The 26,865-nt window shown below is 59.8% G+C and carries 26 protein-coding genes and 1 pseudogene; 20 read left to right on the forward strand and 7 right to left on the reverse strand.

Annotated elements, in window-relative coordinates:
- Window positions 1–35: 35 nt before the first annotated feature.
- The 6 genes from nuoI (at window position 36) to JFN90_RS01940 (ending at window position 6,627) form a co-directional block, all read left to right on the forward strand.
- Complete coding sequence (nuoI, locus tag JFN90_RS01915; protein WP_199393410.1) at window positions 36–434, forward strand: NADH-quinone oxidoreductase subunit NuoI; 399 nt, start codon at window positions 36–38, stop codon at window positions 432–434.
- Between the two features lie 10 nt (window positions 435–444).
- Window positions 445–948, forward strand: coding sequence for an NADH-quinone oxidoreductase subunit J (locus JFN90_RS01920; protein WP_199393411.1), 504 nt, complete (start codon window positions 445–447; stop codon window positions 946–948).
- Window positions 949–967: 19 nt separating this feature from the next.
- Window positions 968–1,270, forward strand: a complete 303-nt coding sequence (gene nuoK / locus JFN90_RS01925) for an NADH-quinone oxidoreductase subunit NuoK (RefSeq protein ID WP_199393412.1) — start codon at window positions 968–970, stop codon at window positions 1,268–1,270.
- 137 nt (window positions 1,271–1,407) lie between these two features.
- Window positions 1,408–3,411 carry an NADH-quinone oxidoreductase subunit L gene (nuoL, locus tag JFN90_RS01930; protein ID WP_199393413.1) on the forward strand — a complete coding sequence of 668 codons (2,004 nt, stop codon included), beginning with the start codon at window positions 1,408–1,410 and terminating at the stop codon, window positions 3,409–3,411.
- Between the two features lie 50 nt (window positions 3,412–3,461).
- Window positions 3,462–5,141 carry an NADH-quinone oxidoreductase subunit M gene (locus JFN90_RS01935; RefSeq protein ID WP_199393414.1) on the forward strand — a complete coding sequence of 560 codons (1,680 nt, stop codon included), beginning with the start codon at window positions 3,462–3,464 and terminating at the stop codon, window positions 5,139–5,141.
- A 31-nt stretch (window positions 5,142–5,172) separates the two neighbouring features.
- Window positions 5,173–6,627 (forward strand): NADH-quinone oxidoreductase subunit N, encoded by a 1,455-nt coding sequence (locus JFN90_RS01940; RefSeq protein WP_199393415.1) that lies wholly within the window; start codon window positions 5,173–5,175, stop codon window positions 6,625–6,627.
- 180 nt (window positions 6,628–6,807) lie between these two features.
- On the opposite strand, the pseudogene JFN90_RS01945 reads toward JFN90_RS01940, so the two are convergent.
- Window positions 6,808–7,940 (reverse strand): annotated as a pseudogene (locus JFN90_RS01945) (IS481 family transposase).
- Between the two features lie 116 nt (window positions 7,941–8,056).
- Entirely contained in the window at window positions 8,057–8,833 is a 777-nt protein-coding gene (gene ku / locus JFN90_RS01950; protein ID WP_199393416.1) for a non-homologous end joining protein Ku, read from the reverse strand.
- A 273-nt stretch (window positions 8,834–9,106) separates the two neighbouring features.
- Between ku and JFN90_RS01955 the strand changes: the two genes are divergently transcribed.
- From JFN90_RS01955 to JFN90_RS01980, 6 genes are all read left to right on the forward strand, one after another.
- Window positions 9,107–10,732: an AsmA family protein gene (locus tag JFN90_RS01955; protein WP_199393417.1), complete on the forward strand. Its 1,626-nt coding sequence runs from the start codon at window positions 9,107–9,109 to the stop codon at window positions 10,730–10,732.
- A 39-nt stretch (window positions 10,733–10,771) separates the two neighbouring features.
- A complete protein-coding gene (locus JFN90_RS01960) occupies window positions 10,772–10,924 on the forward strand; it encodes a DUF3309 family protein (protein ID WP_199393418.1) in 153 nt (50 codons plus the stop codon).
- A 20-nt stretch (window positions 10,925–10,944) separates the two neighbouring features.
- Window positions 10,945–11,130: a DUF6496 domain-containing protein gene (locus JFN90_RS01965; RefSeq protein ID WP_129124983.1), complete on the forward strand. Its 186-nt coding sequence runs from the start codon at window positions 10,945–10,947 to the stop codon at window positions 11,128–11,130.
- Between the two features lie 44 nt (window positions 11,131–11,174).
- Window positions 11,175–11,738 carry a quinol:electron acceptor oxidoreductase subunit ActD gene (locus tag JFN90_RS01970; RefSeq protein ID WP_199393419.1) on the forward strand — a complete coding sequence of 188 codons (564 nt, stop codon included), beginning with the start codon at window positions 11,175–11,177 and terminating at the stop codon, window positions 11,736–11,738.
- A 101-nt stretch (window positions 11,739–11,839) separates the two neighbouring features.
- Window positions 11,840–12,352 (forward strand): hemerythrin domain-containing protein, encoded by a 513-nt coding sequence (locus JFN90_RS01975; RefSeq protein WP_199393420.1) that lies wholly within the window; start codon window positions 11,840–11,842, stop codon window positions 12,350–12,352.
- Between the two features lie 420 nt (window positions 12,353–12,772).
- The gene (locus JFN90_RS01980) at window positions 12,773–13,150 is read left to right on the forward strand and encodes a response regulator (RefSeq protein ID WP_199393421.1); all 378 of its coding nucleotides are present in this window, start codon (window positions 12,773–12,775) and stop codon (window positions 13,148–13,150) included.
- Between the two features lie 20 nt (window positions 13,151–13,170).
- On the opposite strand, the gene JFN90_RS01985 is transcribed toward JFN90_RS01980, so the two are convergent.
- From JFN90_RS01985 to JFN90_RS01995, 3 genes are all read right to left on the reverse strand, one after another.
- Window positions 13,171–14,022 carry an HDOD domain-containing protein gene (locus JFN90_RS01985; protein WP_199393422.1) on the reverse strand — a complete coding sequence of 284 codons (852 nt, stop codon included), beginning with the start codon at window positions 14,020–14,022 and terminating at the stop codon, window positions 13,171–13,173.
- Between the two features lie 40 nt (window positions 14,023–14,062).
- On the reverse strand, window positions 14,063–15,955 hold the full coding sequence (locus JFN90_RS01990) for a GspE/PulE family protein (RefSeq protein WP_199393423.1): 1,893 nt from the start codon (window positions 15,953–15,955) through the stop codon (window positions 14,063–14,065).
- Between the two features lie 118 nt (window positions 15,956–16,073).
- Complete coding sequence (locus tag JFN90_RS01995; RefSeq protein WP_199393424.1) at window positions 16,074–16,265, reverse strand: twin-arginine translocase TatA/TatE family subunit; 192 nt, start codon at window positions 16,263–16,265, stop codon at window positions 16,074–16,076.
- A 172-nt stretch (window positions 16,266–16,437) separates the two neighbouring features.
- On the opposite strand from JFN90_RS01995, the gene JFN90_RS02000 reads away from it, so the two are divergent.
- Window positions 16,438–16,884 (forward strand): response regulator, encoded by a 447-nt coding sequence (locus JFN90_RS02000; protein WP_199393425.1) that lies wholly within the window; start codon window positions 16,438–16,440, stop codon window positions 16,882–16,884.
- Between the two features lie 45 nt (window positions 16,885–16,929).
- Window positions 16,930–18,918 carry an excinuclease ABC subunit UvrB gene (gene uvrB / locus JFN90_RS02005; protein ID WP_199393426.1) on the forward strand — a complete coding sequence of 663 codons (1,989 nt, stop codon included), beginning with the start codon at window positions 16,930–16,932 and terminating at the stop codon, window positions 18,916–18,918.
- Between the two features lie 129 nt (window positions 18,919–19,047).
- Here uvrB and JFN90_RS02010 read toward each other — a convergent pair whose 3' ends face one another.
- Window positions 19,048–20,490, reverse strand: coding sequence for a poly(A) polymerase (locus JFN90_RS02010; RefSeq protein WP_199393427.1), 1,443 nt, complete (start codon window positions 20,488–20,490; stop codon window positions 19,048–19,050).
- A 105-nt stretch (window positions 20,491–20,595) separates the two neighbouring features.
- Between JFN90_RS02010 and JFN90_RS02015 the strand changes: the two genes are divergently transcribed.
- The 5 genes from JFN90_RS02015 to JFN90_RS02035 all read left to right on the forward strand — a co-directional run bounded on the left by JFN90_RS02015 (window position 20,596) and on the right by JFN90_RS02035 (window position 23,517).
- Complete coding sequence (locus tag JFN90_RS02015; RefSeq protein WP_236018798.1) at window positions 20,596–20,898, forward strand: nitrous oxide-stimulated promoter family protein; 303 nt, start codon at window positions 20,596–20,598, stop codon at window positions 20,896–20,898.
- A gap of 137 nt (window positions 20,899–21,035) precedes the next feature.
- Window positions 21,036–21,815, forward strand: a complete 780-nt coding sequence (locus JFN90_RS02020; RefSeq protein ID WP_199393429.1) for an ATP-binding protein — start codon at window positions 21,036–21,038, stop codon at window positions 21,813–21,815.
- A 147-nt stretch (window positions 21,816–21,962) separates the two neighbouring features.
- On the forward strand, window positions 21,963–22,568 hold the full coding sequence (locus JFN90_RS02025) for a peroxiredoxin (protein WP_199393430.1): 606 nt from the start codon (window positions 21,963–21,965) through the stop codon (window positions 22,566–22,568).
- A 163-nt stretch (window positions 22,569–22,731) separates the two neighbouring features.
- Complete coding sequence (locus tag JFN90_RS02030) at window positions 22,732–23,142, forward strand: exosortase system-associated protein, TIGR04073 family (protein WP_199393431.1); 411 nt, start codon at window positions 22,732–22,734, stop codon at window positions 23,140–23,142.
- 3 nt (window positions 23,143–23,145) lie between these two features.
- The gene (locus JFN90_RS02035; protein ID WP_199393546.1) at window positions 23,146–23,517 is read left to right on the forward strand and encodes an exosortase system-associated protein, TIGR04073 family; all 372 of its coding nucleotides are present in this window, start codon (window positions 23,146–23,148) and stop codon (window positions 23,515–23,517) included.
- Between the two features lie 250 nt (window positions 23,518–23,767).
- On the opposite strand, the gene JFN90_RS02040 is transcribed toward JFN90_RS02035, so the two are convergent.
- Window positions 23,768–24,010: a hypothetical protein gene (locus JFN90_RS02040; protein WP_199393432.1), complete on the reverse strand. Its 243-nt coding sequence runs from the start codon at window positions 24,008–24,010 to the stop codon at window positions 23,768–23,770.
- Window positions 24,011–24,287: 277 nt separating this feature from the next.
- Here JFN90_RS02040 and JFN90_RS02045 point away from each other — a divergent pair, with 277 nt between their 5' ends.
- A complete protein-coding gene (locus JFN90_RS02045; RefSeq protein ID WP_199393433.1) occupies window positions 24,288–26,777 on the forward strand; it encodes a TIGR03960 family B12-binding radical SAM protein in 2,490 nt (829 codons plus the stop codon).
- Window positions 26,778–26,865: the final 88 nt, after the last annotated feature.

Raw genomic sequence — 26,865 nt, forward strand, 5'->3', positions numbered from 1 at the left:
TTAAAGCTACACAACTTCTAGGCGAGGTGCCGCAAATGATAATGCCGCTCATTAAAGGTCTTCAGATCACCATTTCACATATGTTCAAGAAGCCGGTCACCCTGCAGTACCCGACCGAGCGTCCTGACGTCAAGCCCGGCTTCCGCGGTCTGCACACGCTGAACGTCTCGCACGACAAGGCGAAGTGCGTTGCGTGCTACCTCTGCCCCACCGTCTGCCCGGCCAAGTGCATCACGGTCGAGGCGGGCGAGGACCAAAACCACGACAAGTACGCTGCCAAGTACGAGATCGACATGCTGCGCTGCATCTTCTGCGGCTACTGTGTGGAAGCGTGCCCGGTTGACGCGATCCGGATGACGGAACAGTTCGAACTCGCCAACTACTCGCGCGCCGACTTCACCTACACCAAAGAGAGACTCTTAGAAAAGAAATAAAGGAGCAGCAATGGAATCGATCTTCTTTCTTATCGTGGCTGCGGTGGCCGTTATTTCCAGCATACTCGTGGTCACCTGCAAAAACCCGATCAACAGCGCACTGTCGCTGGTGATGACCTTCTTCTGCCTGGCGACCTTCTACGTCATGCTGGACGCCCCGTTCATGGCGGCCACCCAGGTGATCGTGTACGCCGGCGCCATCATGGTCCTGATCATCTTCGTGATCATGCTCCTGAACGTGAGGGTTGAGACCGTCAAGCGCGGCACCCACGCGGTGATGGCGGGAAGCGCCATCGGCCTGTTCATCCTCTTCCAGACCGTCTGGTTCCTGATGAAAGGTTCCATGACCGGCAAGGTGGGCGAGATGACCAAAGAGCAGATCATCAGCGTCGGCCACGTCGAGCTGATCGGCAAGGCGATCTTCACCGACTTCCTGCTGCCGTTCGAGGTCACCTCGGTGCTGCTCCTGGCCGCGATCGTCGGTGCCGTCATCTTGGCCAAAAAGAAAATCTAACGCTACGAGGGGAACAGACATGCTAGCGATCGAAAATTACCTGATAGTTTCGGCCATACTCTTCGCCATCGGGACCATCGGGGTCCTGACCAAGAGGAACGCCATCGTCATCTTCATGTGCATCGAGCTGATGCTGAATGCGGTGAACCTGACCTTCATCGCCTTCTCCAGGCACCTGGGCAACATCGACGGACAGGTCTTCGTCTTCTTCGTCATGACCGTGGCCGCCGCCGAGGCAGCCGTCGGCCTCGCGCTGATGATCGCCTTCTTCAAGAACCGCGAGTCCATCGACGTCGAGGACATCAACCTGCTGAAGCTCTAGAAGCGGGGCTTCAGGCCGCCGCCACTGGACGCGCTCAGCTGCGGGCGGAGCAATCCGCGACAGTCACAAGCGAATGGGCGGCGACGTGCCGCTTGCCAAGATACGACTTATAAGAATACAGAACAAAGGAGTCAGGGATGTTTGATTTAGTATGGTTGATCCCACTGTGCCCTCTCATCGGCTCGGTCATCAACGGCCTACTCGGCAAGAAGATAAAGAACGAAACGGTCATCGGCGCCATTGCCGCCGGTAGCGTATTCGCCTCCTTCATGGTCGCCTGCGGGATCCTGTTCCAGCTCCTGAGTCTGCCGGGCGAGGAACGGGTGATCCAGAAGACCATCTTCACCTGGATCCAGTCCGGTACCTTCAAAGCCGACATCGGCTTCCTGATCGACCCGCTGTCCGCAACCATGCTGATGATCGTAACGGGGATCGGCTTCCTGATCCACCTCTACTCCATCGGCTACATGCACGGTGAGGAAGGGTTCTACCGCTACTTCTGCTACCTGAACCTCTTTACCTTCTCCATGCTCTGCCTGGTGTCGGGCAACAACCTGCTCCTCATGTTCATCGGTTGGGAAGGCGTGGGTCTCTGCTCTTACCTGCTGATCGGCTACTACTTCCACAAGAAGAGCGCCGGCGACGCGGGCAAGAAGGCGTTCGTGATGAACAGGGTCGGCGACTTCGGTTTCCTTCTCGGTCTCTTCACCCTCTTCTACTACCTGGGCACCAACCACAACGTCTGGACCATCAACTTCGTGGAACTCGCGAAAAACGCCGACCTCCTGGTCCCGGGCGCCGTGGTCACCACCGTCTGTCTCTGCTTCTTCCTGGGCGCCACCGGTAAGTCCGCCCAGATCCCGCTGTACACCTGGCTGCCGGACGCGATGGAAGGCCCGACTCCGGTCTCCGCGCTCATCCACGCCGCCACCATGGTTACCGCCGGCGTCTACATGATCGCCCGCATGAACTTCATCTTCATCAAGAGTCCGACTGCGCTCCTCGTCATCGCCTGCGTCGGCGCCGCCACCGCCCTCTTCGCGGCGACCATCGGCACCGCCCAGAACGACATCAAGCGCGTCCTCGCATACTCCACCGTTTCCCAGCTCGGCTACATGTTCCTGGCCATGGGCGTCGGCGCCTTCACCGCCGGCGTGTTCCACCTGATGACCCACGCCTTCTTCAAGGCCTGCCTGTTCCTTGGTTCCGGCTCCGTCATCCACGGCATGCACCACGCGCTGCACCACGAGCACTCCGAAGCCGACCCGCAGGACATGAGGAACATGGGCGGGCTTCGCAAGAAGATGCCGATCACCTTCATGACCTTCCTCCTGGCCACCATCGCCATCGCAGGTATCCCGGGCTTCGCGGGCTTCTTCTCCAAGGACGAGATCCTCTGGCAGGCCTTTGCCAACCCGCACCACCACGCCGTCAACTACGTGCTTTGGGGCGCAGGCGCCGTGGCTGCAGGCCTCACCGCCTTCTACATGTTCCGCCTGGTCTTCATGACCTTCTTCGGCGAAACCCGTCTCTCCGAGAAAGCCTTCCACCACCTGCACGAGTCCCCCTGGGTCATCACCGTGCCGCTGGTCTGCCTCGCCACCCTGTCCGTCTTCGGCGGCTGGATTGGCGTGCCCAAGGTGCTCGGCGAAGTGCTGGGCGAAATGCCGAACTACTTCGAGCACTGGCTTGAGCCGGTCTTCGCATACTCGACCCACTACACCGAGGCGCACGGCGCGCACGGTATCCACTCCGTGGCTCTGGAGTGGGGCCTCATGGGCACCTCCGTCCTGATCGCCTGCGGCGGTATCGGCCTCGCCTATGCACTCTACATCGTAGCCCCGGGCTTCCCCGAGAAGTTCACCTCGACCTTCCCGGCGCTGCACCGCGCGGTCTACAACAAGTGGTACGTCGACGAGATCTACGACTTCGCATTCGTCAACCCCTGCAAGGCTTTCGGCAACTTCCTCTGGAAAGGGTTCGACGTCCTGGTGGTCGACGGTGCCGTCAACGGCGTGGCGGCGGTAGTCCGCGGCTTCTCCGGCATCCTGCGCTATGTGCAGACCGGCTTCGTTCACAACTACGCGTTCACCATGGTGTTCGGCGTGGCCCTGATCGTCGCGGTGTACATCTTCCGCTAAGATTCGAGACTTGAGATAATTTTGACCTGTAAGTAAAAGGAGCAGAGTAAATGAACCAGCTACCGTTACTGAGCATATTAACCTTCACACCGCTGATCGGGGCGATACTGCTCCTCTTTGTGAACAAGAACAGCCACGGCGTGCTCCGTACCATCGCCATGGCGGTGACGGTGGTGACGTTCGTCCTCTCGTTGCCCCTGATCACCGGGTACAACGCGCCGGGCAGCGACATCGGCGGTTTCCAGTACCTGGAGAATGTGCCCTGGATCGCGGCCGGTCCCTTCCAGATGAGCTATCATCTGGGCATCGACGGCATCAGCCTCTGGCTGGTCATCCTGACCACCTTCATCATGCCCATCGCCATCCTCTCCACCTACACGGCGGTCGAGGAGAAGGTGAAGGAATACATGATCTGCCTGCTGCTCCTCGAAGTCGGCATGATCGGTACCTTTATCTCGATGGACCTGTTCCTCTTCTACATCTTCTGGGAAATCATGCTGATCCCGATGTACTTCATGATCGGTATCTGGGGCGGCAAGAACAGGATCTACGCAGCAGTCAAGTTCTTCATCTACACCGCGGTCGGTTCGCTTCTCATGCTGGTCGCATTGATCTCCCTCTACTTCAAGGCGGGCGGCGGCGACTTCAGCATCCTGCGCTTCTACCAGCTGCACCTCGACCCGGCCACCCAGATGTGGATGTTCCTGGCCTTCGCCCTGGCCTTCGCCATCAAGGTCCCGATGTTCCCGCTGCACACCTGGTTGCCGGATGCCCATACCGAGGCGCCGACTGCCGGCTCCGTGATCCTGGCCGCCGTCATGCTGAAGTGCGGTACCTACGGTTACGTTCGTTTCGCCATGCCGCTGTTCCCGGATGCCAACGCGCAGTTCACTCCGCTCATCGCCACCCTGTCCGTGATCGGCATCATCTACGCATCGCTGGTCGCCATGGTGCAGCAGGACGTTAAGAAACTGGTTGCTTACTCCTCCGTAGCCCACCTGGGCTTCGTCATGCTGGGCGTCTACGCGCTGAACCAGCAGGGCGTCACCGGCGGCATGCTGCAGATGCTGAACCACGGTGTTTCCACCGGCGCATTGTTCCTTATCGTCGGCTTCATCTACGAGCGTCGTCACACCCGTGCCATCAGCGACTTCGGCGGCCTGGCCAAGCAGATGCCGGTCTTCGCCACCATGTTCATGATCGTCACCTTCTCCTCCATCGGCCTGCCGGGTACCAACGGCTTCGTCGGTGAGTTCCTGGTGCTCCTCGGTTCCTTCGAGAGCGGCCTGCGCTGGTACGCCATCATCGCGACCTCCGGCGTCATCCTCTCTGCCGTCTACATGCTCTGGATGTTCCAGAGGGTCATGTTCGGCGAGCTGAACAACCCGAAGAACCAGACCCTGAAAGACCTGAACGCACGCGAAGTCGCCATCATGCTGCCGCTCATCTTCCTGATCTTCTTCCTGGGCATCTACCCGCGTCCGATCATCGACTCCATGGCGCCGTCCATCGACAGGCTGATCGCGCAGACCAAGGTACAGAAGCAGGTTGCAGAGGCAGCGATGCCGGCCGCAATGGCGCTTCCCCCGGGGCACATGGCGGTACCAGAAGCAGGCGCGGCACCCGCCGGCATGCCCGAAGGACATCCGGCCATGCCGGAAGCAGGTGCAGCACCCGCGGGCATGCCCGCTGGACACCCGGCCATCCCCGCAAACAACGAAGCAAAATAGACCGCTTAGAACTACTGACGGAGGATTATAGATGGAAACAATTGCTATGCCGGCCATAAACCTGGCAGTGATCATGCCTGAGATCCTACTCTCATGCATCGCCATGGTGCTGCTGCTCGTCAACGTCTTCGTGCCGGGCAAGAACAAGGCCTACCTCGGTTACCTGAGCATCATCGGCCTTGCAGTGACCGCGGCGAGCGCCGTGGGCGGCTGGGGGCCGTCGGTATCAGCGTTCAACGGATCGATCGTGCAGGACAACTTTGCCATCTTCTTCAAGGTCATCTTTCTGATCTCCGCCGGGTTGGCGATCCTGATCTCGGACCGCTACATGGTCCAGGAAGACTGCAACCAGGGCGAGCTCTACCCCATGATCCTGTTTGCCACCGTCGGCATGATGCTGATGGCGGCCGGCACCGACATGATGGTGATCTTCCTGGGCCTTGAGCTTCTGTCCATCTGCCTGTACGTGCTGTCTGGCTGGAACCGTGCCAGCCTGGCGTCCAACGAAGCGGGTCTCAAGTACTTCCTGCTCGGCGCCTTCTCCACCGGCTTCCTGCTCTACGGCATGGCGCTCACCTACGGCGCAACCGGCAGCACCAAGATCATGGCCATCTCCGCCTACGTGATGGGCAACCCCGGCGTAGCCAGCAACCCGCTCTTCGTGGTGGGCATGCTGCTGATTGCGGTCGGCTTTAGCTTCAAGATTGCCGCCGCGCCGTTCCACATGTGGACCCCGGACGTCTACCAGGGTGCTCCGACCCCGATGACCGCGTTCATGTCCGCCGGCCCTAAGGCCGCCGGTTTCGCAGCCTTCATCCGCGTCATGATATTCGCCTTCCCGATGCTGAGGGCCGAGTGGGGCGATCTGCTCTGGATCCTGGCCGTCCTGACCATGACCGTTGGTAACATCATCGCGCTGTCCCAGGACAACGTGAAGAGGATGCTGGCCTACTCCTCCATCGCCCATGCCGGTTACGCTTTGGTAGGTTTCGCCGCAGTCAACGCAGAGGGCGCCGCGGGCATCCTGTTCTACATGCTCTCCTACGCCTTCATGAACATCGGCGCCTTCGCCGTCATCATCCTGATCACCAAGAAGGGCGAAGTCAACGGCAACGTGCAGGATCTGGCCGGTTTCGGCCACAAGAAGCCGCTTCTGGCCATGGTGCTGAGCATCTTCCTGTTCTCCCTGGCCGGCATGCCGCCGACCGCCGGTTTCATCGGTAAGTTCTACCTCTTCTCTGCCGCCATCAAGGCAGGTTATGTATGGCTCGCCATCATCGGCGTACTGAACTCCGCAGCGTCCCTGTACTACTACCTGCGTGTCATGGTCTTCATGTACATGAAAGACCCGACCGAAGACTTCGAGTGGGCAGGTGCCACCCCGGCCATCGCAGTGTGCCTCTTGGTAGCCGTAGGCGCCACCCTGGTTCTCGGCGTAGTTCCCGGCACCGTCCTCGAGTTGGCACAGAAAGCCGTCCAGTTCTAAGACCAGCCAGATAGATAAAGAAGAACAACGAGGGCACCCGATACCGGGTGCCCTCGTTGCGTTTCACGTCGTTATCCGCTTAAAGTCTCGCAAAATCCTCGTGCCCGCGTAAAAATTCTCCACGTAGAGCCGCACGACCCCAAGCGTCCCCCCCTTTTGCGAAGGGTGTATAGACCGGGGTCAAGGGTGACACTCGTTCGGAGACATGGGTGACACTTTTTTATCCCCGATCCGGATCTCCCGGAGCTTTTGGTGGCAGTAGTACATCAAAAAGATTCCGTCCTGATCTGTGGGGCGAAAAGCTACCGCCTCCCCCCTTAAAGCCCTAGAGACTCTGACGGCCCTTGAAGAAGACGATCCCTTTGTCCTGTACCTTTCGGACTAAGTCGTCGGGACCATATTCGATTGGGGGCGGCACCTCAGGGTACATCCGTACACTTGGCTGATAGCGCGTAACTGGCGGCCTTTGCCCTAATGACTCATGCAGCCGTTTCGAGTTGTAGATGACTCTAAACTCGTCAAAAGCTTGTTGGCATTGAACCAAATTCTCGAAATATTTGTCTGTGATTGTTTCCAGAAGCAGGGTCCGGTGAAACCGTTCGTCTTTACCCTGGGTCTGAGGGTGGTGTGGCCGTGAGTGGCTCACGCCCACTCCCAGCCTGATCAACCACGCGGTTAGCACCGTGAGGTTGTTTTCTCCATCGTCTCCCCAGGGGCTGCCGTTATCCATGGTCATCCGCTCCGGTAATCCGTATCTGAAGGCGGCAACCAGAGCGCTCTTTACATGCCTGAAGCACCAGGTTGTAGCGAGAATGGTCATCCAGAACTGTCAACGGGTGACAGCGTCCCTGACGGGTTGGAAAATGGCCTTTGAAGTCCATCTGCCAAAGAGCATTCGGGGTTGGATGCTCGAAACGAATAAAAGCTTTGTGTTTAGATGACTGCGCCGGGTCTAACTTACCGTTACGACGCAAGATCTCAGTAATAGTGGAAGGTGCAGGGAATACCTGTTCCCTGCCAGCTTCCAGACAAGCCTTAATCTTACGGCCACCCCAAGCCGGATGCTCCTCTCTAAGTGCGAGGATTGCACTCTCGACCGAGGCAGCAGTCTGCATCGGGCTATTGCGGGGGCGTCGAGAGCAGTCATGAAGGCCAGTGTCTCCATGCTCCTTGAATCGACGTATCCACTTGTAGCCTTTGTCACGGCTGATGTTGAACAGCCGGCAAAGCTGAGCGATGTTGCTGCCCTCTTGAATGGCTAACATCACGAATTCTGTCCTAAGGGTCATGGTTGTCACCTCTTGCCAAGGCATGCCCACCTCCAAAGAGGGAAGTCACTTCTTGGTAATAAGTGTCACCCATGTCTCCGAACATGTGTAACCTATGTCTCCAGTCTATACAAGGGGGCGGGGGCGGTGGACCCGGCCGGCTACGCTGCCTCTTTGCGCTTCTGTTTCAGGCTCTCCTTCAAAAGGGCCATCATGTCGGCAACCTTGGGTGGCGGAGCGGCCTTCACAGGCGTGGGCTGGCGACCCTGGGCCTTCTCTTCGATCATCCGCTTTAGGTCGTCTATGTACTGGTCCTTGTACTTGGCTGGGTCGAACTTCGCGGTCAACTGGTCGATCAGCGACAACGCCAAGGTTACCTCCTGCTCCCGTACCTGCTCGTTGCCGGGGAGCTTCAGATCGGAGGCGTCACGCACCTCCGCGGCGTACCTGATCTGGTTCAAAACCAGCAGGTCGTCCAGCGGCCGGACAATTCCTAGACTGCCGCGGTTTCTCAGCACGTAGTAGGCGACCCCCACCTTGCCCGAACGCTTCAGCGCTTCCCTGAGCAAGGCATACGCCTTGGGACCGCTTTTGTCCGGCTCCAGGTAGTACGGCTTCTCGAAGTACCGGGTGTCGATCTCCCTTTCGTCAATGAAATCAACGATGTCGATCAGGTGTGTTTTCTCCAGGCTCGCGTTCTCGAAATCCTTGTCGGTAAGCACGATGTACTCGCCGTCACTGTACTCGTACCCCTTGACGATCTCCTCGTAGGGAACTTCCTTGTTGTCGGTCTTGCAGACCCGCAGGTACTTGATCGGGCAGAGGTCGTTCTTGCGCAGCATGTTCAGATCGAGCGAGTTGCTCTGCGAGCCACTGTAAAGTTTCACCGGGATGTTCACCAAGCCAAAGCTTATGGAACCGGACCACATTGCTCTCATTGTTAACCTCCTCGGGTGCAGACCTTTCCTTGTCGGCGTCTAGTTCTGGTACAGCTCGCATTTTACCATCATTGCACTAAGGTGCGCATTGACATCATGGCCTTTTGCCTGCCCAAGTACGCATCGGCCCCCCGGCATGACTGTCCTCATTTTTTGCGGCGGCGACAGGGCGTAAAGCGCCTGCCGAGATTGACAAAGCAGGCGTAACGCATACATTTATTAGCGTGTTTTCATCAAGGCTAAAGCCCTCTGCCGTAACCCGTGGAGATTCTTATGGTTGAACGGAACGAACCGGCGCTGCGTGGCACCGACCGCGGAGTCGCGGTCCCCAAGGTGCTGCTCTGGATCGTGGGGATAATCGTCTCCCTGGTGCTGATCGTCTTCATCGCCAGCTTCTTCATCGACGAACCGCTGCGGCGCACCACGGAACGGAGGATGAACCAGAGCCTTAAGGGGTACAAGGTACGGCTCCCCAAGCTGCACTTCAGCCTGATCGGCCTCTCCATCACCTTGAAAGGACTCAGTATTTCTCAGGAGGCCCATCCCCAGCCGCCGGTGGCGGAGTTCCCCTACCTGAGGGCCAGCGTGCAGTGGCGCGAGATCCTGTCCGGAAAACTGGTCGGCGACATGAGGGTGGATGGCCCCAAGGTCCACGTCAACCTGCTGCAACTGAAAGCCGAAGCGGCCAGCAAGGTCCCCATGAAGCAAAAGGGGTGGCAACAGGCCTTCGAGGCTATTTATCCTCTCAAGATCAACCTTTTGAAGATCACCGACGGCAGTCTCACCTATATCGACCAGGATCCGAAGCGGCCGTTGAAACTCTCCAACCTGAACCTGTCCGCCGACAACATCCGCAATATACATCTGCCCGACAAGGTGTACCCATCGAACTTCCACCTGGAAACGGACATCTTCGGCAGCGGGCACGGCACCGTCGAGGGTAGGGCCAACTTCCTGGCGGAGCCGAACCCCGCGGTGAAAGCGGCCATCGAGCTGGCCAAGATCCCTCTCGCCTACTTCGCCCCGATGGCAACCCGCTCCAACGTCAGGATCGAAGGGGGCACCCTGACTGCGAGCGGCAACGTGGAGTACGGCCGCAAGGTGCAGACGGTCCGGCTCAAGAAACTCGCCATCCACGGAGTGAAGCTCGACTACATCCATACCCCCGAGACCGCCCGCGCCGAATCCAGAAGGGCCCAGAAGGTGAAGAAGGCGGCCAAGGAGGTCAGCAACAAGCCGGACCTAATCCTCACCATCGATCATTTCAGCCTGACCGAGTCAAACGTCGGGTTCATCAACGAGTACGGGGGCAAAAAAGTCCGCCTGTTCCTGTCCGATGCGAACCTCGACCTGGACAATTTCTCGAACCAGTTCTCTAAAGGGCCCGCCACGGCGCGACTGTCGGGCAAGTTCATGGGGAGCGGCGTTACCGAAGCGAAGGCGACCTTCCGCCCCGAGGACAAGGGCCCCGACCTCGACCTCTACCTCAAAATCGACAACACCCAACTGGTCTCACTGAACGACCTCTTGCGCAGCTACGGCCACTTTGACGTCACCGCCGGCACCTTCTCGCTGGTGACGGAGTTGCACGTGAAAAACAACATGGTGAACGGCTACATCAAGCCCTTCTTTAAGGACATGAAAGTCTACGATCGGCGCCAGGACAGGAACAAAGGCTTCTTCCACAAGGTTTACGAGATGCTGGTCGGGGGGGTAGCCAAGCTGTTGGAGAACAAGCGCCATGACCAGGTGGCCACCAAGGCGGACATCTCCGGCCCGCTGCAAAGCCCCAAGACCAGCACCTGGCAGGTCATCGTGGAACTGATACGCAACGCCTTCATCAAGGCCATCCTGCCCACCTTCGAGAGGAACGTGGATGCGCTGGGCAAACACAAGTGATGCAACCACAGCGGATTTTCAGGTGAAAAGGAGGAAGCCATGAGACTGATTTTGTTGGTAATCGTGATCTTGCTGCTCGTCGGTTCGCTGCCCACCTGGCCTTACAGCGCGGGGTGGGGGTACTACCCAAGCGGCGGCTTGGGCCTGGTCCTGTTGATCCTGCTGATCCTGGTGCTCTTGGGACGGATCTAGGGCGGAGGAGGAAAACAGAAATGGCCAAGTACGGAAAGAAGGCGCAGGAAACGGTGCACGAGGTGATGGACAAGTTCAAAAAGGGTGAACTGAAAAGTGGGGGCAGCGGCAAAAAGGTGACCGACCGCAAGCAGGCGGTGGCCATCGGACTTTCGGAGGCGCGCGAGAAGGGAGCCAAGGTGCCTGAGCCTCCGAAGAAGAAGTAAGACGGGCACCGTAATCCGGCAACACCAGAAAAGGAGGCCTAACCATGGCAAAAAACACGGCAGTTTTCGGCATCTACCGCAGCCGCGACAGCGTTGAACAGGCAGTCGATTCGCTGCGCGCGGCGGACTTCCGCAACACCGATATCTCGGTCCTGTTCTCCGAGAACGTCGGCACCAAGGACTTCGCCCACGAGAAACACACCAAGGTTCCGGAAGGGTCGACGGCGGGCGCGGGTACCGGTGCGGTGATCGGCGGCGCGCTCGGCTGGCTCTCCGGCATCGGCGCCCTGGCCATCCCGGGGGTCGGTCCCTTCATCGCTGCTGGCCCGATCGTCGCGGCGCTGGCAGGGCTTGGCGCAGGCGGGGTGATCGGCGGCATCGCCGGGGCGCTCATCGGCATGGGGATTCCCGAGTACGAGGCGAAGCGCTATGAGGGACGCGTGAAAGAAGGGGGTATCCTCCTTTCGGTGCACTGCGACAACGCGGACTGGAAAAAGCGCGCCATCGAGATCTTGAAACAGACCGGTGCGACCGACATCGGGTCGGAGGGCGAGTCCAAGGCGGACTTCGCCAGCTCCGATAAGCCCAAGCCGAGGGGCATGGCGTAGGAGCGGTACCAAAACCAGGTAGTTGCAACGCGGGGGCGAACGAAAGTTCGCCCCTACATGTATCGGCGCAAGGTGACGTGGCGCCCAAAAGGAGAAACCAGATGCCTACCACCCAGAAGTCGAGCGAGTCACACAGCCGGGCGGAGATGACCATCTTCGACGTGCTGAAACAGGACCACGAAAAGGCACGCTACCTTTTCGACAAAGCGCAAAAGGCCGGCAAGAAGGACATTGCTTCGCTGCAGAAGCTGTTCTCCCAGTTGGAGGAAGAACTCGAACTGCACATGGAAGGGGAGGAACGCTTCTTCTACAGCGTACTTGAGCAGAAGGAGGAGTTGCGCGACAAGGTGCTGCAGGCGTTCGAGGAGCACCAGGTGGCCAAGACCATGCTGGGAACCTTCCAGGGGCTGGCGATGGATGACGAACGCTGGATGGCCAAACTGCAGGTCCTCGCGGAGATCGTGGAGCACCACATGCAGGAGGAGGAGAAAGAGGTGTTCAAGCTGGCCAAGAAAGCCCTGGGCAAGGAGCAGCAGCACGAAATCGCCCTCGCCTTCCAAAGAAGCAAGCGGGAAGGGCGCAAACCGTCCCGCGGAGCTCCGGTCGAGGGTTAGATAGGACGCTTTTCACTGGCAACGACGACGCCGCCCAGTTTGCACTCACTGGCGCGGCGTCTTTTTTCCTCTCGTTACGAAAAATCCTACTTGTGTATAGATTAATGTATGATATAAAATGATCCGCAGCTCAGAGGGTGGTTCAGTTTCTCTCACAGCCTGAAGCGACTGCTCTCAATGGCCAAGTTCTTTAAGCCCAATGAGTGGGAATAATCAGCTAAATGACGGGATTTAACAGAAGAGCGTGGTGGTCAAGTTGGCAGTGTCAGGAACCGCTGAGGGCCATGGTGGACCGGAGTAGAGATAAAAGCTATAGCAAAAAATTATAAATTGTGTTTAATTATACTTAAGCTGTAACCGTTGAATGGCTGCCTTGTTTTGACAGTAAATCGACCCTGAACCGCAGTAGTGGGAGGCGCTATGCAAGAAGCTGAGATTTTGTTGGTTGAAGATAACAGCAATTGCGAAGAACTCGCCTTGCGGGCCTTGAAGAAAGCGGGCTACGACAAGGTGGCGGTTGCGCGCGACGGGGCTGAAGCCTTGGGGATGCTGCTGGGAGAGGGGAACCCCGAGCACCAGGAACCCAACTTCGTACTGCTGGACATGAAGCTGCCCAAGATCGACGGGGTCGGGGTGCTGCAGCGGCTGCGCAGCGACGATCGCACCAAGGCGCTCAAGGTGTTCGCGCTCTCCTCGTCGGAGGATCCCAAGGACCTGGAACTGTGCAGGAGCCTGGGGGTGCTGGCCGTTTTGCCCAAGCCGCTCAACCCGGAACTGCTGAAGCGGTGGTTGCACTGAAACTACACCCGCCGGCGGTGTTATTCGGCTGAAATAGGGACGGCCAGCGCGTCCTCGATGACGATCTCGAGTTCCGCCAGGGCGGTCTCCTTGAGGCCCAGTACCTGTGCTTCCCCCAACGCGAACAGCACGACCGACGGGTCGCGGTTCATGCCGATGCCCAGCTTGCGGCAGGCCAGGTTCGCCAGACGCACCATGGCCAAGAGCACGTTGCCCTGGTCCCAGCGCTCCTGCTGGTGTCCGGCCACGATATCACAGTAGATCTGCGGCATCTGCCACTGCACCATGAGCTGGTATCCCTGCTCCACGTGCAGCGTCGACAGCACCTCCCTCAACACAGCCTGGCTGGTCACCCCGTTGAAATGCTGCTCGCGGCACACCTCCTCCATGCACTTCAGGAGGAACAGTTTGCCCAGGTCGTGCAGCAGCCCCCCCAGGAACGCCTCCTGCGCCTGAGCGGCGAACCCCACCTTTTGCGCCAGCCATTTGCTCCCCACCGCGCAGCAGAAAGAATGCTTCCAGAGCGTCTGCATGATGGCGTTGTACCGCGTGTCGTTGGAACGGTACAGGTCCTGCTGCGTGGTCACCATGGCGAGGTTCGCCACCTCGCTGGCGCCCAGCCGGATAATTGCCTCGCGGATCGTGCTCACCTTGGTGAGGCCGGCGTAGAAGGCGGAGTTGGCCGCCCTGAGAACACCGGTGGCGATGCCGGGGTCGGCGTTCAACAGCTGGTGCACCTCCTTTATGTCGAAATCCGGGCGGGCCAGCGCCTGCTGCAGCCTGATGGCCACCGCGTGGAATACCGGGATGCTGAGGCTTCCCTCGGAGAGCCGCGCCTTGATCACCTCTACGATAGAGGTCTGCTGGTTCATGTCGGCTGCTCTCCTTGCTGTGTGCATCTACGGTCCCCCCTCAGTAGCCGAGGACGCGGCGCAGTTCCATGAGCGGCCTGGGCGCGCCGATGCGGGGGAGGTCGCGCAGCACCTCCTGGACCGAGATGAGACCGTTGGCAGCCTTCACCAGCCCGTCCTCGAACAGGGTGACCAGCCCCGAGGTCTCCATACTCAGCCTGCGGATCTCGGCGGAAGACCTGTTCTGCATGATCGCCTCCTTCACCGGCTCGTTCAGGATCAGCAGCTCGAACACCGCGCTTCTCCCCTTGAACCCGGTGAAGCGGCAGTTGGTGCAGCCCCGCCCGGCCCGGAAGTTGGCTCCGGCCAGGTCCTTGGCCGACATCCCCATGCGGCCGTACTCCGCGGGGGCGGGGATATACGGCTCAGCGCAGTCGTTGCAGACCAGGCGCAAAAGGCGCTGCGCCACTACGCAGACCACGGTGGAGGAGATCAGGAACGACTCGATCTGCATGTTCATCAGGCGCAAAAGGCCGCCGATGCTGTCTTCGGTATGAAAGGTAGTGAGCACCTTGTGGCCGGTCAACGCGGCCTGTATGGCGGTTTCGGCGGAAAAGTTGTCGCGGATCTCGCCCAGGACGATCACGTCCGGGTCCTGACGTACCATGTGGCGCAAGGTCTCGTCGAAGGTCACCCCGATCTTCTGGTTGATGGAGCACTGGGCCACCCCCTCGATGACGTACTCCACCGGGTCTTCCGCGGTGATGATGCTGGTGTTGATGTTGTTCAGGTGGCTGACACAGCCGTAGAGGGTCGAGGTCTTGCCGCTGCCGGTAGGGCCGGTGATGATCATGACCCCCGACGGGGTTTCCAGCGCGTCTTCCACGAACTGCTTGAGCATGCGTGGTGCCATGCCGATCTGTGACACCTCGAGGATCGCCTCTTTCTTGTTCAAGAGGCGCAGCACGATCTTCTCGCCGAAGATGGTGATGTAGAAGGAGACGCGCATGTCCAGGTTGAAACCGTGCAGCCGGCTCTCGTAGATGATGCGCCCGTCCTGGTGGCGCCTCTTTTCGGCGATGTCAGCCTGGGCCATGACCTTGATGCGCGATGAGAGCTGCGGCGCCAGGTCGAGCGGCAGTTCCATGTGCGGCATCATGACGCCGTCGTGGCGCAGCCGAATGCGCAGCCGGTCCCTGAGCGGCTCGATGTGGATGTCGCTGGCCCCCATGGTCATGGCGTCGTCGAAGAGCTTGTTGATCATGCCGACCACGGTGTTTTCGTCCGGCACCGCGCCATCGTCGCCGACCGTCTTTTGGGCCGCGGTGATGGCGGAGAGGATGGCGGTACGGGTGGCGATGGCGGGCTTCACGTTCCTGCCGAAGATCTTCTCTGCGGAGAGGCGCGAATACTTCTCCAGGGGATTGGCGAAGGCGACCAGCGTCGTGCCCTCGTCGTCGACGGCGTAGGGGACGAACAGTTCGTCCCGGAACACCTCGAAGGGGGCTTTCGCGAAGAGCTTGCGGTCCAGTTTGCGGAATTCCAACTCCGCCACGGGGAAGCCGAGCTGGAAGGAAAGCACTTCGGTCAGCCTGCGCTCCTCGATGAAACCCTTCTCGACGATGATGTCGCCGAGCATCTTGCGCGGAGTGCCACCCTCCTTCTGCAGGTTGAGCGCAGTGAGGAGCTCGCTCTGCTTCAGGTAGCCGAGTTCGACCAGCAGGTCGCCGATCCGGATGGAAAGGCTGTTCTCGCGCAGGGTGCGCACCACGTCCTCGCGCTTGATGTATTCCAGTTCCTGGAGCACGTCAATCAGCGTCTTGGTGGATTGCAGTTTCCCGTGCACGCGCTGGGCGTAAAGCAGCTGCTGGTTGGTGATTACGCCGGCGACTAGGAGTTCCACGATCGGGCCTGCGCCTTGTGGCGCCACGGTGTCCTTGTGATGTTTTTTCATGACTCTTCCGCTGTGACTGCCTGATCTGGAGTGTGTGCCGCACCAAAAATACAAAAAGGTCCCCGCAAGCAGCAGCGGGGACCTCGGAAAGACGGACTCAAAAACTAATTAGCTGGAGCTAGCTCCCTTTTTTATCGTCATCGGGGCGGCTGGCTTTAATCTCAATTTCATCCTTGCCGCTGGAAGCCTTCTTGAAGTTCCTGATGCTTTTGCCGAGCGCGCCGCCGATCTCCGGGAGCCGGCCGGCACCGAACACCACGAGCACGATCACCAGGATTATAATGAGCTCCGGCATTCCGAATCCAAACATGTGACCTCCCTTGTTAGTCGCGTAAGATGCTGCAGTATCGCACAGGGGGCTCGGAAAAATCAACAGTTCGATTAATGGTATGGTAAGAGCAAGATTATTAAAAAATTATTGTAAAAATGTTGGAAGTTTGTTAAAACCTTGCTGCCCCTATCTCTCTAGAAGGAGGACTCAGATGAACAAGATGATCCTGCTGGTCGAGGACAATCCTGATGACGAGGCTCTGACCCTTAGGGCGATACGCAAGCACATGCCGTACGGCATCGTGGTGGCGCGCGACGGCGCCGAGGCGCTTGATCACCTGTTCGGCGCCGGGCGCAGCGGCGGCGAGCCGACGCCGACTCCTCTTTTGGTGCTGCTCGATCTGAAGCTCCCCAAGGTGAACGGGCTGGAGGTGCTGCGCCGCATGAGGGAGGAGGCGAAAACCCGTTCCATCCCCGTGATTGTGTTCACCTCGTCCACCGAGGAGCAGGACATCCTGGACAGCTACCGCCTGGGCGCCAACAGCTACATCCGCAAGCCCGTGGACTACGGCCAGTTCTGCGAAAACATGAAGCAGGTGATGACCTACTGGCTGAGCGTGAACCAGCTTCCCCCACATCGCACCTGCGCCGCGGCCTGATACCCCTGTTGCCAAGGCGCACCTCATCCTGTTAATATCCAGCGCATGGACAAATTCGAACTGGTAACTGGTTTCCAGGCGCGGGGCGATCAGCCGCGCGCCATCGAAGAGCTTTCCGAAGGGGTGCTGCGCGGCGACCAGCACCAGGTCCTGCTCGGGGTCACCGGCTCCGGCAAGACCTTCACCATGGCGCAGGTGATCGCCCGGTGCAACCGCCCCGCCCTAGTGCTCGCCCCCAACAAGACCCTGGCGGCCCAGCTCTACGGAGAGTTCAAGGAGCTGTTCCCCAACAACGCCGTCGAGTACTTCGTTTCCTATTACGACTATTACCAGCCTGAAGCCTACATCCCTTCTTCGGATACCTTCATCGAGAAAGACTCCTCCATCAACGACGAAATCGACAAGTTCCGCCATGCCGCCACCAGGAGCCTCTTGACCCGGCGCGACGTGATCATCGTCGCCTCCGTTTCCTGCATCTACGGCATCGGCTCGCCGGAATCGTACCAGGAGATGCAGATCCGGGTGCGCGAGGGGGATGAGCTCGGGCGCGACGAGCTATTGAAACGCCTGGTGGAGATCCAGTACGAGCGCAATGACGTCGACTTCCACCGCGGCAGCTTCCGGGTGCGCGGCGACACCGTCGAGGTGTTCCCGGCGCACGACGACGAACGCGCCATCCGGATCGAGTTTTGGGGCGACACTGTAGAGGCGATCTCTGAGATCGACCCCCTGCGCGGCGTGCAGCTTCAGAAACTGCCGCGCTTCGCCATCTACCCCGCCTCGCACTACGTGGCGAGCCGCCAGACCTTGGAGCGGGCGGTCGAGCAGATCCGGGTCGAGCTGGAGGAGCGCATCCGCTACTTCAAGGATCAGAACATGCTCCTCGAGGCGCAGCGCATTGAGCAGCGCACCTTCTTCGACATCGAGATGATGGAGCAGATGGGCTTTTGCCAGGGAATCGAGAACTACTCGCGGCACTTCGATGGGCGCCGGGCGGGGGACCCTCCCTACACGCTGATCGACTACTTCCCCGACGACTTCCTGCTGGTGGTGGACGAGTCCCACATCACCGTGTCGCAGGTGGGAGGGATGTACCGCGGCGACCGGAGCCGCAAGGAGACCTTGGTGAACTTCGGTTTCCGGCTCCCCTCGGCACTGGACAACCGGCCGCTCACCTTCCAGGAGTTCAGTCGGAAGCTGAACCAGGCGGTGTACGTCTCGGCGACCCCGGCGGAGTACGAGCTGAAGATGGCCGGCGGCGTCGTGGTCGAGCAGCTGATCCGCCCCACCGGCCTGATCGACCCGGTGATCGAGGTGCGTCCCGCGGCCGGGCAGGTGGACGATCTGCTGCACGAGGTGCGCGTGACCGCAGAGCGGGGCGAGCGCATCCTAGTCACCACCCTCACCAAGAGGATGGCGGAGGAGCTTACCGACTACTACCGGGAGCTCGGTATCCGGGTGCGCTACCTGCACTCGGACATCGATACCTTCCAGCGCATGGAGATACTGCGCGACCTGCGGCTTGGGGAATTCGACGTGCTGGTGGGCATCAACCTGCTGCGCGAAGGGCTGGACCTACCCGAGGTGTCGCTGGTGGCCATTCTCGACGCGGACAAGGAAGGTTTCCTGCGCTCGACCCGCTCCCTGATCCAGACCTGCGGTCGCGCCGCGAGGAACGTGGCCGGGCGCGTGCTCATGTACGCGGACAAGGTGACCGGCTCCATGCAGTCCGCCATCGACGAGACCATCAGAAGGCGCGAATTGCAGCAGGCCTACAACAGCGAGCATGGCATCACGCCGGAGAGCGTGAAGAGGCTGATCGCCAACGTGCTGCAGGCTCCCGAGGAGAAGGACTATGTCACAGTCCCGGTGAAGGGCGAGGATTTCCTGAACCCCAAGGCCCTGGAGAAGACGTTGAAACGGCTGAAAAAAGAGATGTTGGCCGCGGCGAAAGCCCAGGAGTTCGAGAGGGCGGCGGAACTGCGCGACAAGATCAAGAGGCTCGAAGTGGCGGAGATCACCAAAGGAAGTTGACCATTGAAAATGAACAATTGACAACGAAAAGCCCCTCGATTCCGTCACGGATGAGGGGCTTCTTTATCTCTTAAACTCCCTCCACTGGAGGGGGAGGGGCGGGGAGGGGGGAGAATCTGACGGGGCCACTTATTCCGGCGCCGCACCCGGCTTCTTGCGCCGCCGTCTCCGCCGCCGCTTCTTCTTCGCCGCTTCGCCAGCCGCCGCCTCGCCTCTCGGTTCCGGCGCGGCCTCGACGACCCCTTCGGATTGTTGCGCGGCAAAGCGCTCCCACCAGTCGGCCAGCGACCGCTTGGGCGGGGTGAGCTGCTCCATGAAACGCAAGTACTGCAGTGCGTCGTGGAAGGCGGGGCGCGCCACCACTCCGCGGCCGTTTCTCCCGGGGGTCTTCTGGAAGCGCTGCTGCATGTTGAGGATATCCCGCACCGCGACGATCGCCCGATTCGGCACCGAAACCGTCGGCGCGAGCTCCCCGGCGAAGGCAGCTACTGCCGCGTCGGTTGCCTGCTGCGGCGGCAATCCCCCGTCCCGGAACTGGGCCACCTTCTCCTCCAGGTACTCGCCGAACATCAAGGCGATCAACAACGAAGGTGTGACCGGATTTCCCTGGCCCAACTGCTCGTCGACCCACTCCAGCGCCTTGCTCACCCGGACGTGGGGATAGCAGTCGGACTCGCGCGAGAGCCAGGCGTCGAAGTGGGGGAAAAGCGGCTCGAACAGCCCGTTGTGGCGCATCATCTGGTAAGTCCGCTCGCCGGCTCCCATCAGGAGCAGCTTCAGCACCTCCTCGTAAAGGCGCGGCGGCGTGGCCTTGTTGATGGTGCCGCAGAGGGCCTCTATGGCGGCCTCAGTCCGCGGCTCGATGTTGAAGCCGAGCATGGAGGCGAACCGGATGGCGCGGATCATGCGCACCGGGTCCTCGGTGAAGCGGACCATGGGGTCGCCGATGGTGCGGATCAACCCGTTTTTCAGGTCCTCCATGCCGCCCACGTGGTCGATGATGGAGAAGTCTGCGATGTTGTAGAACAGGGCGTTTACGGTGAAATCGCGGCGGATGGCGTCTTCTTCCGGGGTGCCGAAGACGTTGTCCCGGAGCACCATGCCGTCCTCGCTTTTGAGGATGGGCGGGCCGTGGTGGAGCCGGCGCCTTCTCCGACCGTCGCGTTCCTCCTCGAGCTGCTCGGCCTCGGCAGGAGCCTCGGCGGGTTCTTCGGGCAAAGCCTCGGGGGCTCCCTCGGCGGCGGCTTCAGCCGCATCGACGGTGGAACGGAAGGTGGCGACTTCGATGATCTCGTCGTGGAAATGAATGTGGGCCAGGCGGAAGCGGCGGCCGATCAGGCGGCAGTTGCGGAACAGCTTCTTGAGCTGGTTCGGGGTGGCGTCGGTGACGACGTCGAAGTCCTTGGGCTCGCGCCCCAGGAGCAGGTCCCGGACGCCGCCGCCCACCAGGTAGGCGATGAAGCCGTGCTCTCTGAGCTTGTAGAGCACCTTGACGCCGTTGGGGCTGAGCAGCGAGCGGGAGATGGAATGCTCCGCGCGCGGGATGATGAGTTTTTCCATGTTAGTGTTCATTCGCGGGAAAGTAGCATAAATCCGCCACAAAGGCAAAGGGTGCGGAGTTGATTTAATTGACTTTCGTCATGACTTAAGGCGATTTGTTCTGCTATGGTGGCGACCATGGAAAAGAGAGTGAAGCAGGAAAAAGATATCAGGGTTCTGGAAACCTTCATCGGCTTCTACTGCCGGAGCAAGCACAAAAGCCCGAAAGGTGTGCTCTGTGAGGAGTGCTCCGATCTTTTGGCTTATGCCAAGCTGAAGCGGGAGAAATGTCCGCTCGACCCCAAACCCACTTGCAAGCACTGTCACGTACACTGCTACGGCAAGGTGCAGCGCGGCAAGATCCGCGAGATCATGGGCTACTCCGGCAAGCACCTCATGCTGCGCGGCCGCCTCGATCTGCTCTGGCACTACTTCTTTTAACGGCCGTTCTACGTTCTGTGTTCTACGTTCTACGTTAGAAACAGAATGTCAGTCTCGCAGCCAGCGGCGATCTAGGCTTTTGCCTTTAACTTAGAATATAGAACTTAGAACATAGAACGGATTTTAGGGGGATAAGGATGATCAGGAAAATTGTGCATATAGACCAGGAAAAATGTGACGGCTGCGGGCTTTGCGCCCCCTCCTGCGCGGAAGGCGCGATCAAGATCGTGAACGGCAAGGCCCAGATCGCCGCGGACAACCTGTGCGACGGCTTGGGCGCCTGCCTCGGCGAGTGCCCGCAGGACGCCATCACCATCATCGAGCGCGAGGCGGACGAGTTTGACGAGGTTGCCGTCGAAAAACACCTGGGCGCACAGGGCGCGGCACCCGCAGGCCACGGCCATGGGCATGGGCATGGGCATGGGCATGGGCATGGGCATGGGCATGGGCATGGGCATGGGCATGGCGGCGGAGGTTGCCCCGGCTCCCGTGTTCAGAGCTTTGCCCCCGCACCGTCCGCTCCGGCACCGGCGGCGGGAGCGATTCAGAGTCAACTGGCGCAGTGGCCGGTGCAGCTGCACCTGGTACCTGTGACGGCTCCTTACTTCAAGGACGCCGAACTGCTCATTACCGCGGACTGCGTGCCCTTCGCCTATCCGAACTATCACCAGGACTTCCTGGCCGGCAAGGCGGTGGTGGTCGGCTGCCCGAAACTGGACGACAACAACGCGTACCTGGCCAAGCTGACCGAGTTGTTCCGCGTTTCGGGCGTCAAGGGGATCACCGTACTCAGAATGGAAGTGCCCTGCTGCGGCGGCATCGTGATGGCGGCGCGCCAAGCCTTGGCCGCTTCGGGTATGGAGATCCCGTTCCGCGAGGTAACCATCAGTATTCGCGGCGAAATAGTGGAGCGTTAGCAGGTGCTGCCTGGGAGTTGAGCGGGGCTTCGTTAGGATCAAAGGACCAATAGGACGCTTTTTATCTTTTTTGATTGACACGGGATTGGACCGCTGGTACAGTTGCTCCCATTAGAATCCCAATCAGCCCAAAGGAGAACAGCACCTATGAGTCTCACTACCTTGGTAACTAAGGAAGCCCCCGATTTTACGGCACAGGCGGTAATGCCCGATAACTCCTTCACAGGGCTCACTCTGTCCAAATATCGCGGCAAGTACGTAGTCCTCTTTTTCTACCCGCTCGACTTCACCTTTGTTTGCCCCTCCGAGATCCTCGCCTTCGACAAGAGGGTGGCGGAATTCAAGGAGAAGAACTGCGAAGTCATCGGCGTCTCGGTGGACTCCAGGTTCACCCACTTGGCCTGGAAAAACACCGCGGTAGAAAACGGCGGCATCGGCAATGTCCAGTACCCGCTGGTCGAGGACCTCGACAAGGGCATCGCCAGGAGCTACGGCATTCTGCTGAACGAGTCGGTTGCGCTACGCGGGCTCTTCCTCATCGATACCAAGGGCGTCGTACGCCACTCCGTCATCAACGATCTGCCGCTGGGCCGCAGCGTCGGTGAGGCGCTTAGGATGCTGGATGCACTCCAATTCGTCGAGACCCACGGCGGCGAAGTCTGCCCGGCTAACTGGCAGGAAGGTGAGGAGTCTATGAAGGCTTCCACCACCGGAGTCGCCGAATATCTCGCCAAGAAGCACGGCAAGAAGTAACACCCACCAGCAGACATTGAATAAGAAAAGGCGCGGTTTTTCCAACCGCGCCTTTTTTGTTGTGCTCTCTTCCATGACAAAGGTAGTGCTGTCTTGCCAATGAAACCCATCTATGCTACAAGAACATAGCATTTATCGACATGTAGCTCAAAAAGGAGTCGACATGCGTACCAAGCTGACTTTGTTATCCCTGTTGCTGCTCATGGTTTTTGCCACCTCTTCGTTTGCTTTGGAAGGTCAGCAACCGGAGGCCGTTGCCGAGAAGATGGCGTTCAAGCTGGTTCGCGGGGTGACCAATACGGTGACCTCCGTGGTCGAGGTGCCCAAGCAGTCCTACCTGATGGTGCGGGATCGCGGCGCCATCGGGTACGTGGTCGGACCCTTGAAGGGCGCCGGCATGGCCTTCTACCGCCTCTTTACCGGCTTGACCGAAACCGTCTTTTTCGCTGTGCCACAGCCCGGCTACTACGATCCCCTGATCACCCCGGAATTCGTATGGCAAGGTTGGGACGAAAAACGGGTCGAACCGAGAGGCCAGAGCGAGGCGCAACCAGTTCCGACCAAGGGAGAGTAGATGATGCAGAAGCGGTTTGTTGTTCTGGCCATACTGGTGCTGTCCCTGGTCCTGACGGCTGAAAAGGGACATGCGGTCGATACCCGCACCGTGGATTCCACCTCTCCGCAAGAGATAGTGGACGGTATGGCCAACAAGCTGGTCCGGGGTGTTGCCAATATCGCGACCGGGTGGCTGGAGTTCCCGAAGCAGATCTATACCACTTGCAAGGAAGAAGGGGCCGCCAAGTGCGTCACCGTGGGTCCGTTGAAAGGGATAGGCATGACCCTGGTACGTACGGCATCGGGTGTAGGTGAGACCGCCACCTTCTTCCTGGCGTACCCGGGCTTCTACGACCCCTTCCTCGACCCGGCTTACGCCTGGCAGAAGGAGTAGGCGGACCAAGCACCGCTTTCCAGAAACGCAAAAAGATCCAAGGCCCGTTCCGCAATCGGAACCCTTGGATCTTTTTTTTACGCTCGGAAACACACTGAAGCGGGCGATGACATATCCCCTCGCCCTCCGGGAGAGGGGCAGGGGTGAGGGCGCTGGCCATGCAGGGAAATACGGGCTTTGGCTTCCTCCGGAAATAAAAAAAGGCCGCATCGTGAGATGCGGCCTTTCGCAATTACCCGTTAAGGGGAAATTACTTTGCAGCCGGAGCAGCAGCCGGAGCAGCGGCTTTCTCTTCTTTCTTCTCGTCTTTCTTAGCAGCGGCTTTCTTAGCAGCTTTTTTCTTCTTCGGAGCAGCTTTCTTAGCCGGAGCTTTTTCTTCTTTTTTCACTTCTGCAGCCGGAGCAGCAGCCGGAGCAGCGTCAGCAGCGAAAACAACACCAGCGAAAGCAACAGCAACGAGAGCAGCAACTACGGAGGAAAGAACTTTTTTCATGGTAAATCTCCTTGTACAAAATGGGTTTGTGTCGTACATGGAGCAGGTTGCGTGCCAACCTCTCATTATAACTGTAAACACTTGAAAAACCGTCCACCGGTGCCTGGGCGCCTGCCGGTTCTCATGATAATGCCGCCGCATATGCTCCAATGAGTACCTCAAATGAGGCATGCTTTGTGGCGGTCAGTGCTGGTGCCGAGGGTATATTGCTTGCCAGGTCTCCGCATATTTTGTTACTATGTCCGGTCACGGCTGAGCCGGGCTATCTGGGGGATTTTTGAGCAATAACATACTTTTGTCAGTGGAAAAACCCGCCCGCTACATGGGTGGGGAGATGGGAACAGTTGCCAACCGGGAAGGAGCGCTTCGTTTTGTGCTCGCCTTCCCTGACGTATATGAAATAGGGATGAGTCACCTCGGGTTGCAGGTCCTCTACGGCGTCCTAAAAGAGGTGCCCTGGGTGATGCCCGAGCGCGCCTACGCGCCGTGGCCCGACCTCGAGGAATCCCTGCGCGCCGAGGCGAAGCCGCTGGTCACGCTGGAAGCGGGGACGCCGCTGGCCAAAGCCGACATTCTGGGCTTCACCCTGCAGTACGAGCTTTCCTACACCAACATCCTGAACATGCTGGATCTCTCCGGGATCCCGCTGCTCGCCTGCGACAGGCCCGAAGGTTATCCCCTCGTCATCGCCGGCGGCCCGTGCGCCTACAACCCGGAACCCCTGGCCGACTTCTTCGACGCCTTCCTGATCGGAGACGGCGAGGAGGCGGTCATCGAACTTGCCGATTGCGTGCGAACCGCGAAGGAGCAGGGGCTTGCCAAGGCCGAACTCCTGGAGCGCCTGGCGCGGATCGAAGGTGTCTACGTCCCCAGCTTGTTCGAGGTGAGCTATCACGACGACGGCAGGGTCGCCGCCATCACTCCCAAGAAAGAGTGGTACCAGGGCGTGCGCAGGCGTTTCGTGGCCGACCTGGAAACAGCCTACTACCCGACCTCCCCCATCGTGCCGTTCCTGAAGACGGTGCACGACCGGGTCAGTGTCGAGATTTCCCGTGGCTGCACGCGGGGTTGCAGGTTCTGCCAGGCAGGGTATATTTATCGGCCTGTGCGCGAGCGCAGCCCCGAGCGGGTCTTCGAGATCATGGAAGAGGCGCTGCACAACACCGGCTACGACGAGATCTCGCTCCTCTCCCTCTCAACCGGCGACTACGGCTGTCTGACCCCGCTGCTCAAGGGCCTCATGGACCGCTACTCGGCGCAGAAGAAGGCAGTTTCGCTTCCCTCGATGCGGGTGGGGAGCTTGAGCGACGAGATGGCGGAGGAGATCCGCCGGGTACGGAAGACCGGTTTCACCTTGGCGCCTGAGGCGGGCAGCGAGCGGCTCAGGAGCGTGATCAACAAGGGCATTACGGAACAGGCCCTGCTGGAGAACGCCGGCTCGGTCTACCGTAACGGCTGGCGCCTGATCAAGCTCTACTTCATGATCGGCCTGCCCACCGAAACCATGGAGGACGTGGACGGGATCGTGGAACTCTCCCGCGAGGTGAAGCGGCAGGGGAAATTCGCCGGCAACGGCGGCGACGTCAACGTTTCCGTGTCCAGCTTCGTGCCCAAGCCGCACACCCCGTTCCAGTGGGAGCCGCAGATCAGCGAGGCCGAGATCGTCGAGAAACAACGCTACCTGCGCGACGCCCTTAAGAAAAAGAAGCTGATCATGAAATGGCAGGATGCCTCTCTCTCCGGCATGGAGGGCGTCTTCGCCCGCGGCGACCGCCGGCTCTCCAAGCTCCTTATCGAGGCGCATCGCCTCGGTTGCCGTTTCGACGGGTGGTGGGAGCACTTCGATCGCCTCAAGTGGGTGCAAGCCTTCGAGAACACCGGGATCGACGCCGACTTTTACCTGAGGCGCCGCGAACTGGACGAGGTGCTCCCCTGGCACCACATCGACTGCGGCGTGACTACCTCGTTCCTGCTTAAGGAGCGCGAGGCTGCGCTGGTCGGCGCCGCTACTCCGGATTGCCGTTTCGATCGCTGCACCGGTTGCGGGGTCTGCGATTTCAAGGAAATAAAGCTGCGGCTCAACGAGCCGGTTCCCTTCGGCACCTACGCCAGCCAGTCCGCAATACCTGAGCCGACTGAAGAGGCGCAGAGGATCCGGATCCGTTTCGAGAAGGTGGGACGGATGCGGTTCCTGAGCCACTTGGAGATGCTGACCTTGTTCACCAGGGCGGTGGGACGCTCCGGCATCCCGATCCGCTTTTCACTGGGATTCCATCCCCACCCGAAATTCTCCTTTGCCACCGCGCTCTCCGTCGGCATTGAGTCGTATGCGGAATACATGGACTTCGAGGTCGACGCCGGGTACACGGCGGCACAGTTGCAGGAGGCCCTGAATGTGACCCTCCCTGAGGGGGTGCGGGTGCTGGAGGCGGATGAGATCCCGCTGCGGGCACCGGCGTTGTCCGTGCTCATGGACAAAGTGCGCTACCGCGTGACCCTGCCGGAGGAACTGGCGCACGACCTGGAGGCGAAGGCCGCGGCGTTTCTTGCCCTGGAATCTTTGCCAGTCAGGCGGGAGAAGAAGGGGAAGGCGACCGAATTCGATCTGCGCCACGAACTGGCCGAGTTGAAGGTCGAAGGTCGGGTGCTGGAGATGGTGGCGGGGCGCGGCAAGCTGCTCGAGTTCATCAGCGCCATCCTCGGCGTCCCAGCCGCCGCACTCAAAGATGCGCGGCTTGAGAAGCTGGAAGTGCTTTTTAAACAATAGAACCCGTTCTAGGTTCTACGTTCTAGGTTCTATGTTAGAGGCGCATTGGTATTGGCTGCCTCAGTAGAACTGGCGAATCCATCGCAAT

Source organism: Geomonas propionica (assembly GCF_016458235.1).
In the GTDB taxonomy this organism is placed as follows: domain Bacteria; phylum Desulfobacterota; class Desulfuromonadia; order Geobacterales; family Geobacteraceae; genus Geomonas; species Geomonas propionica.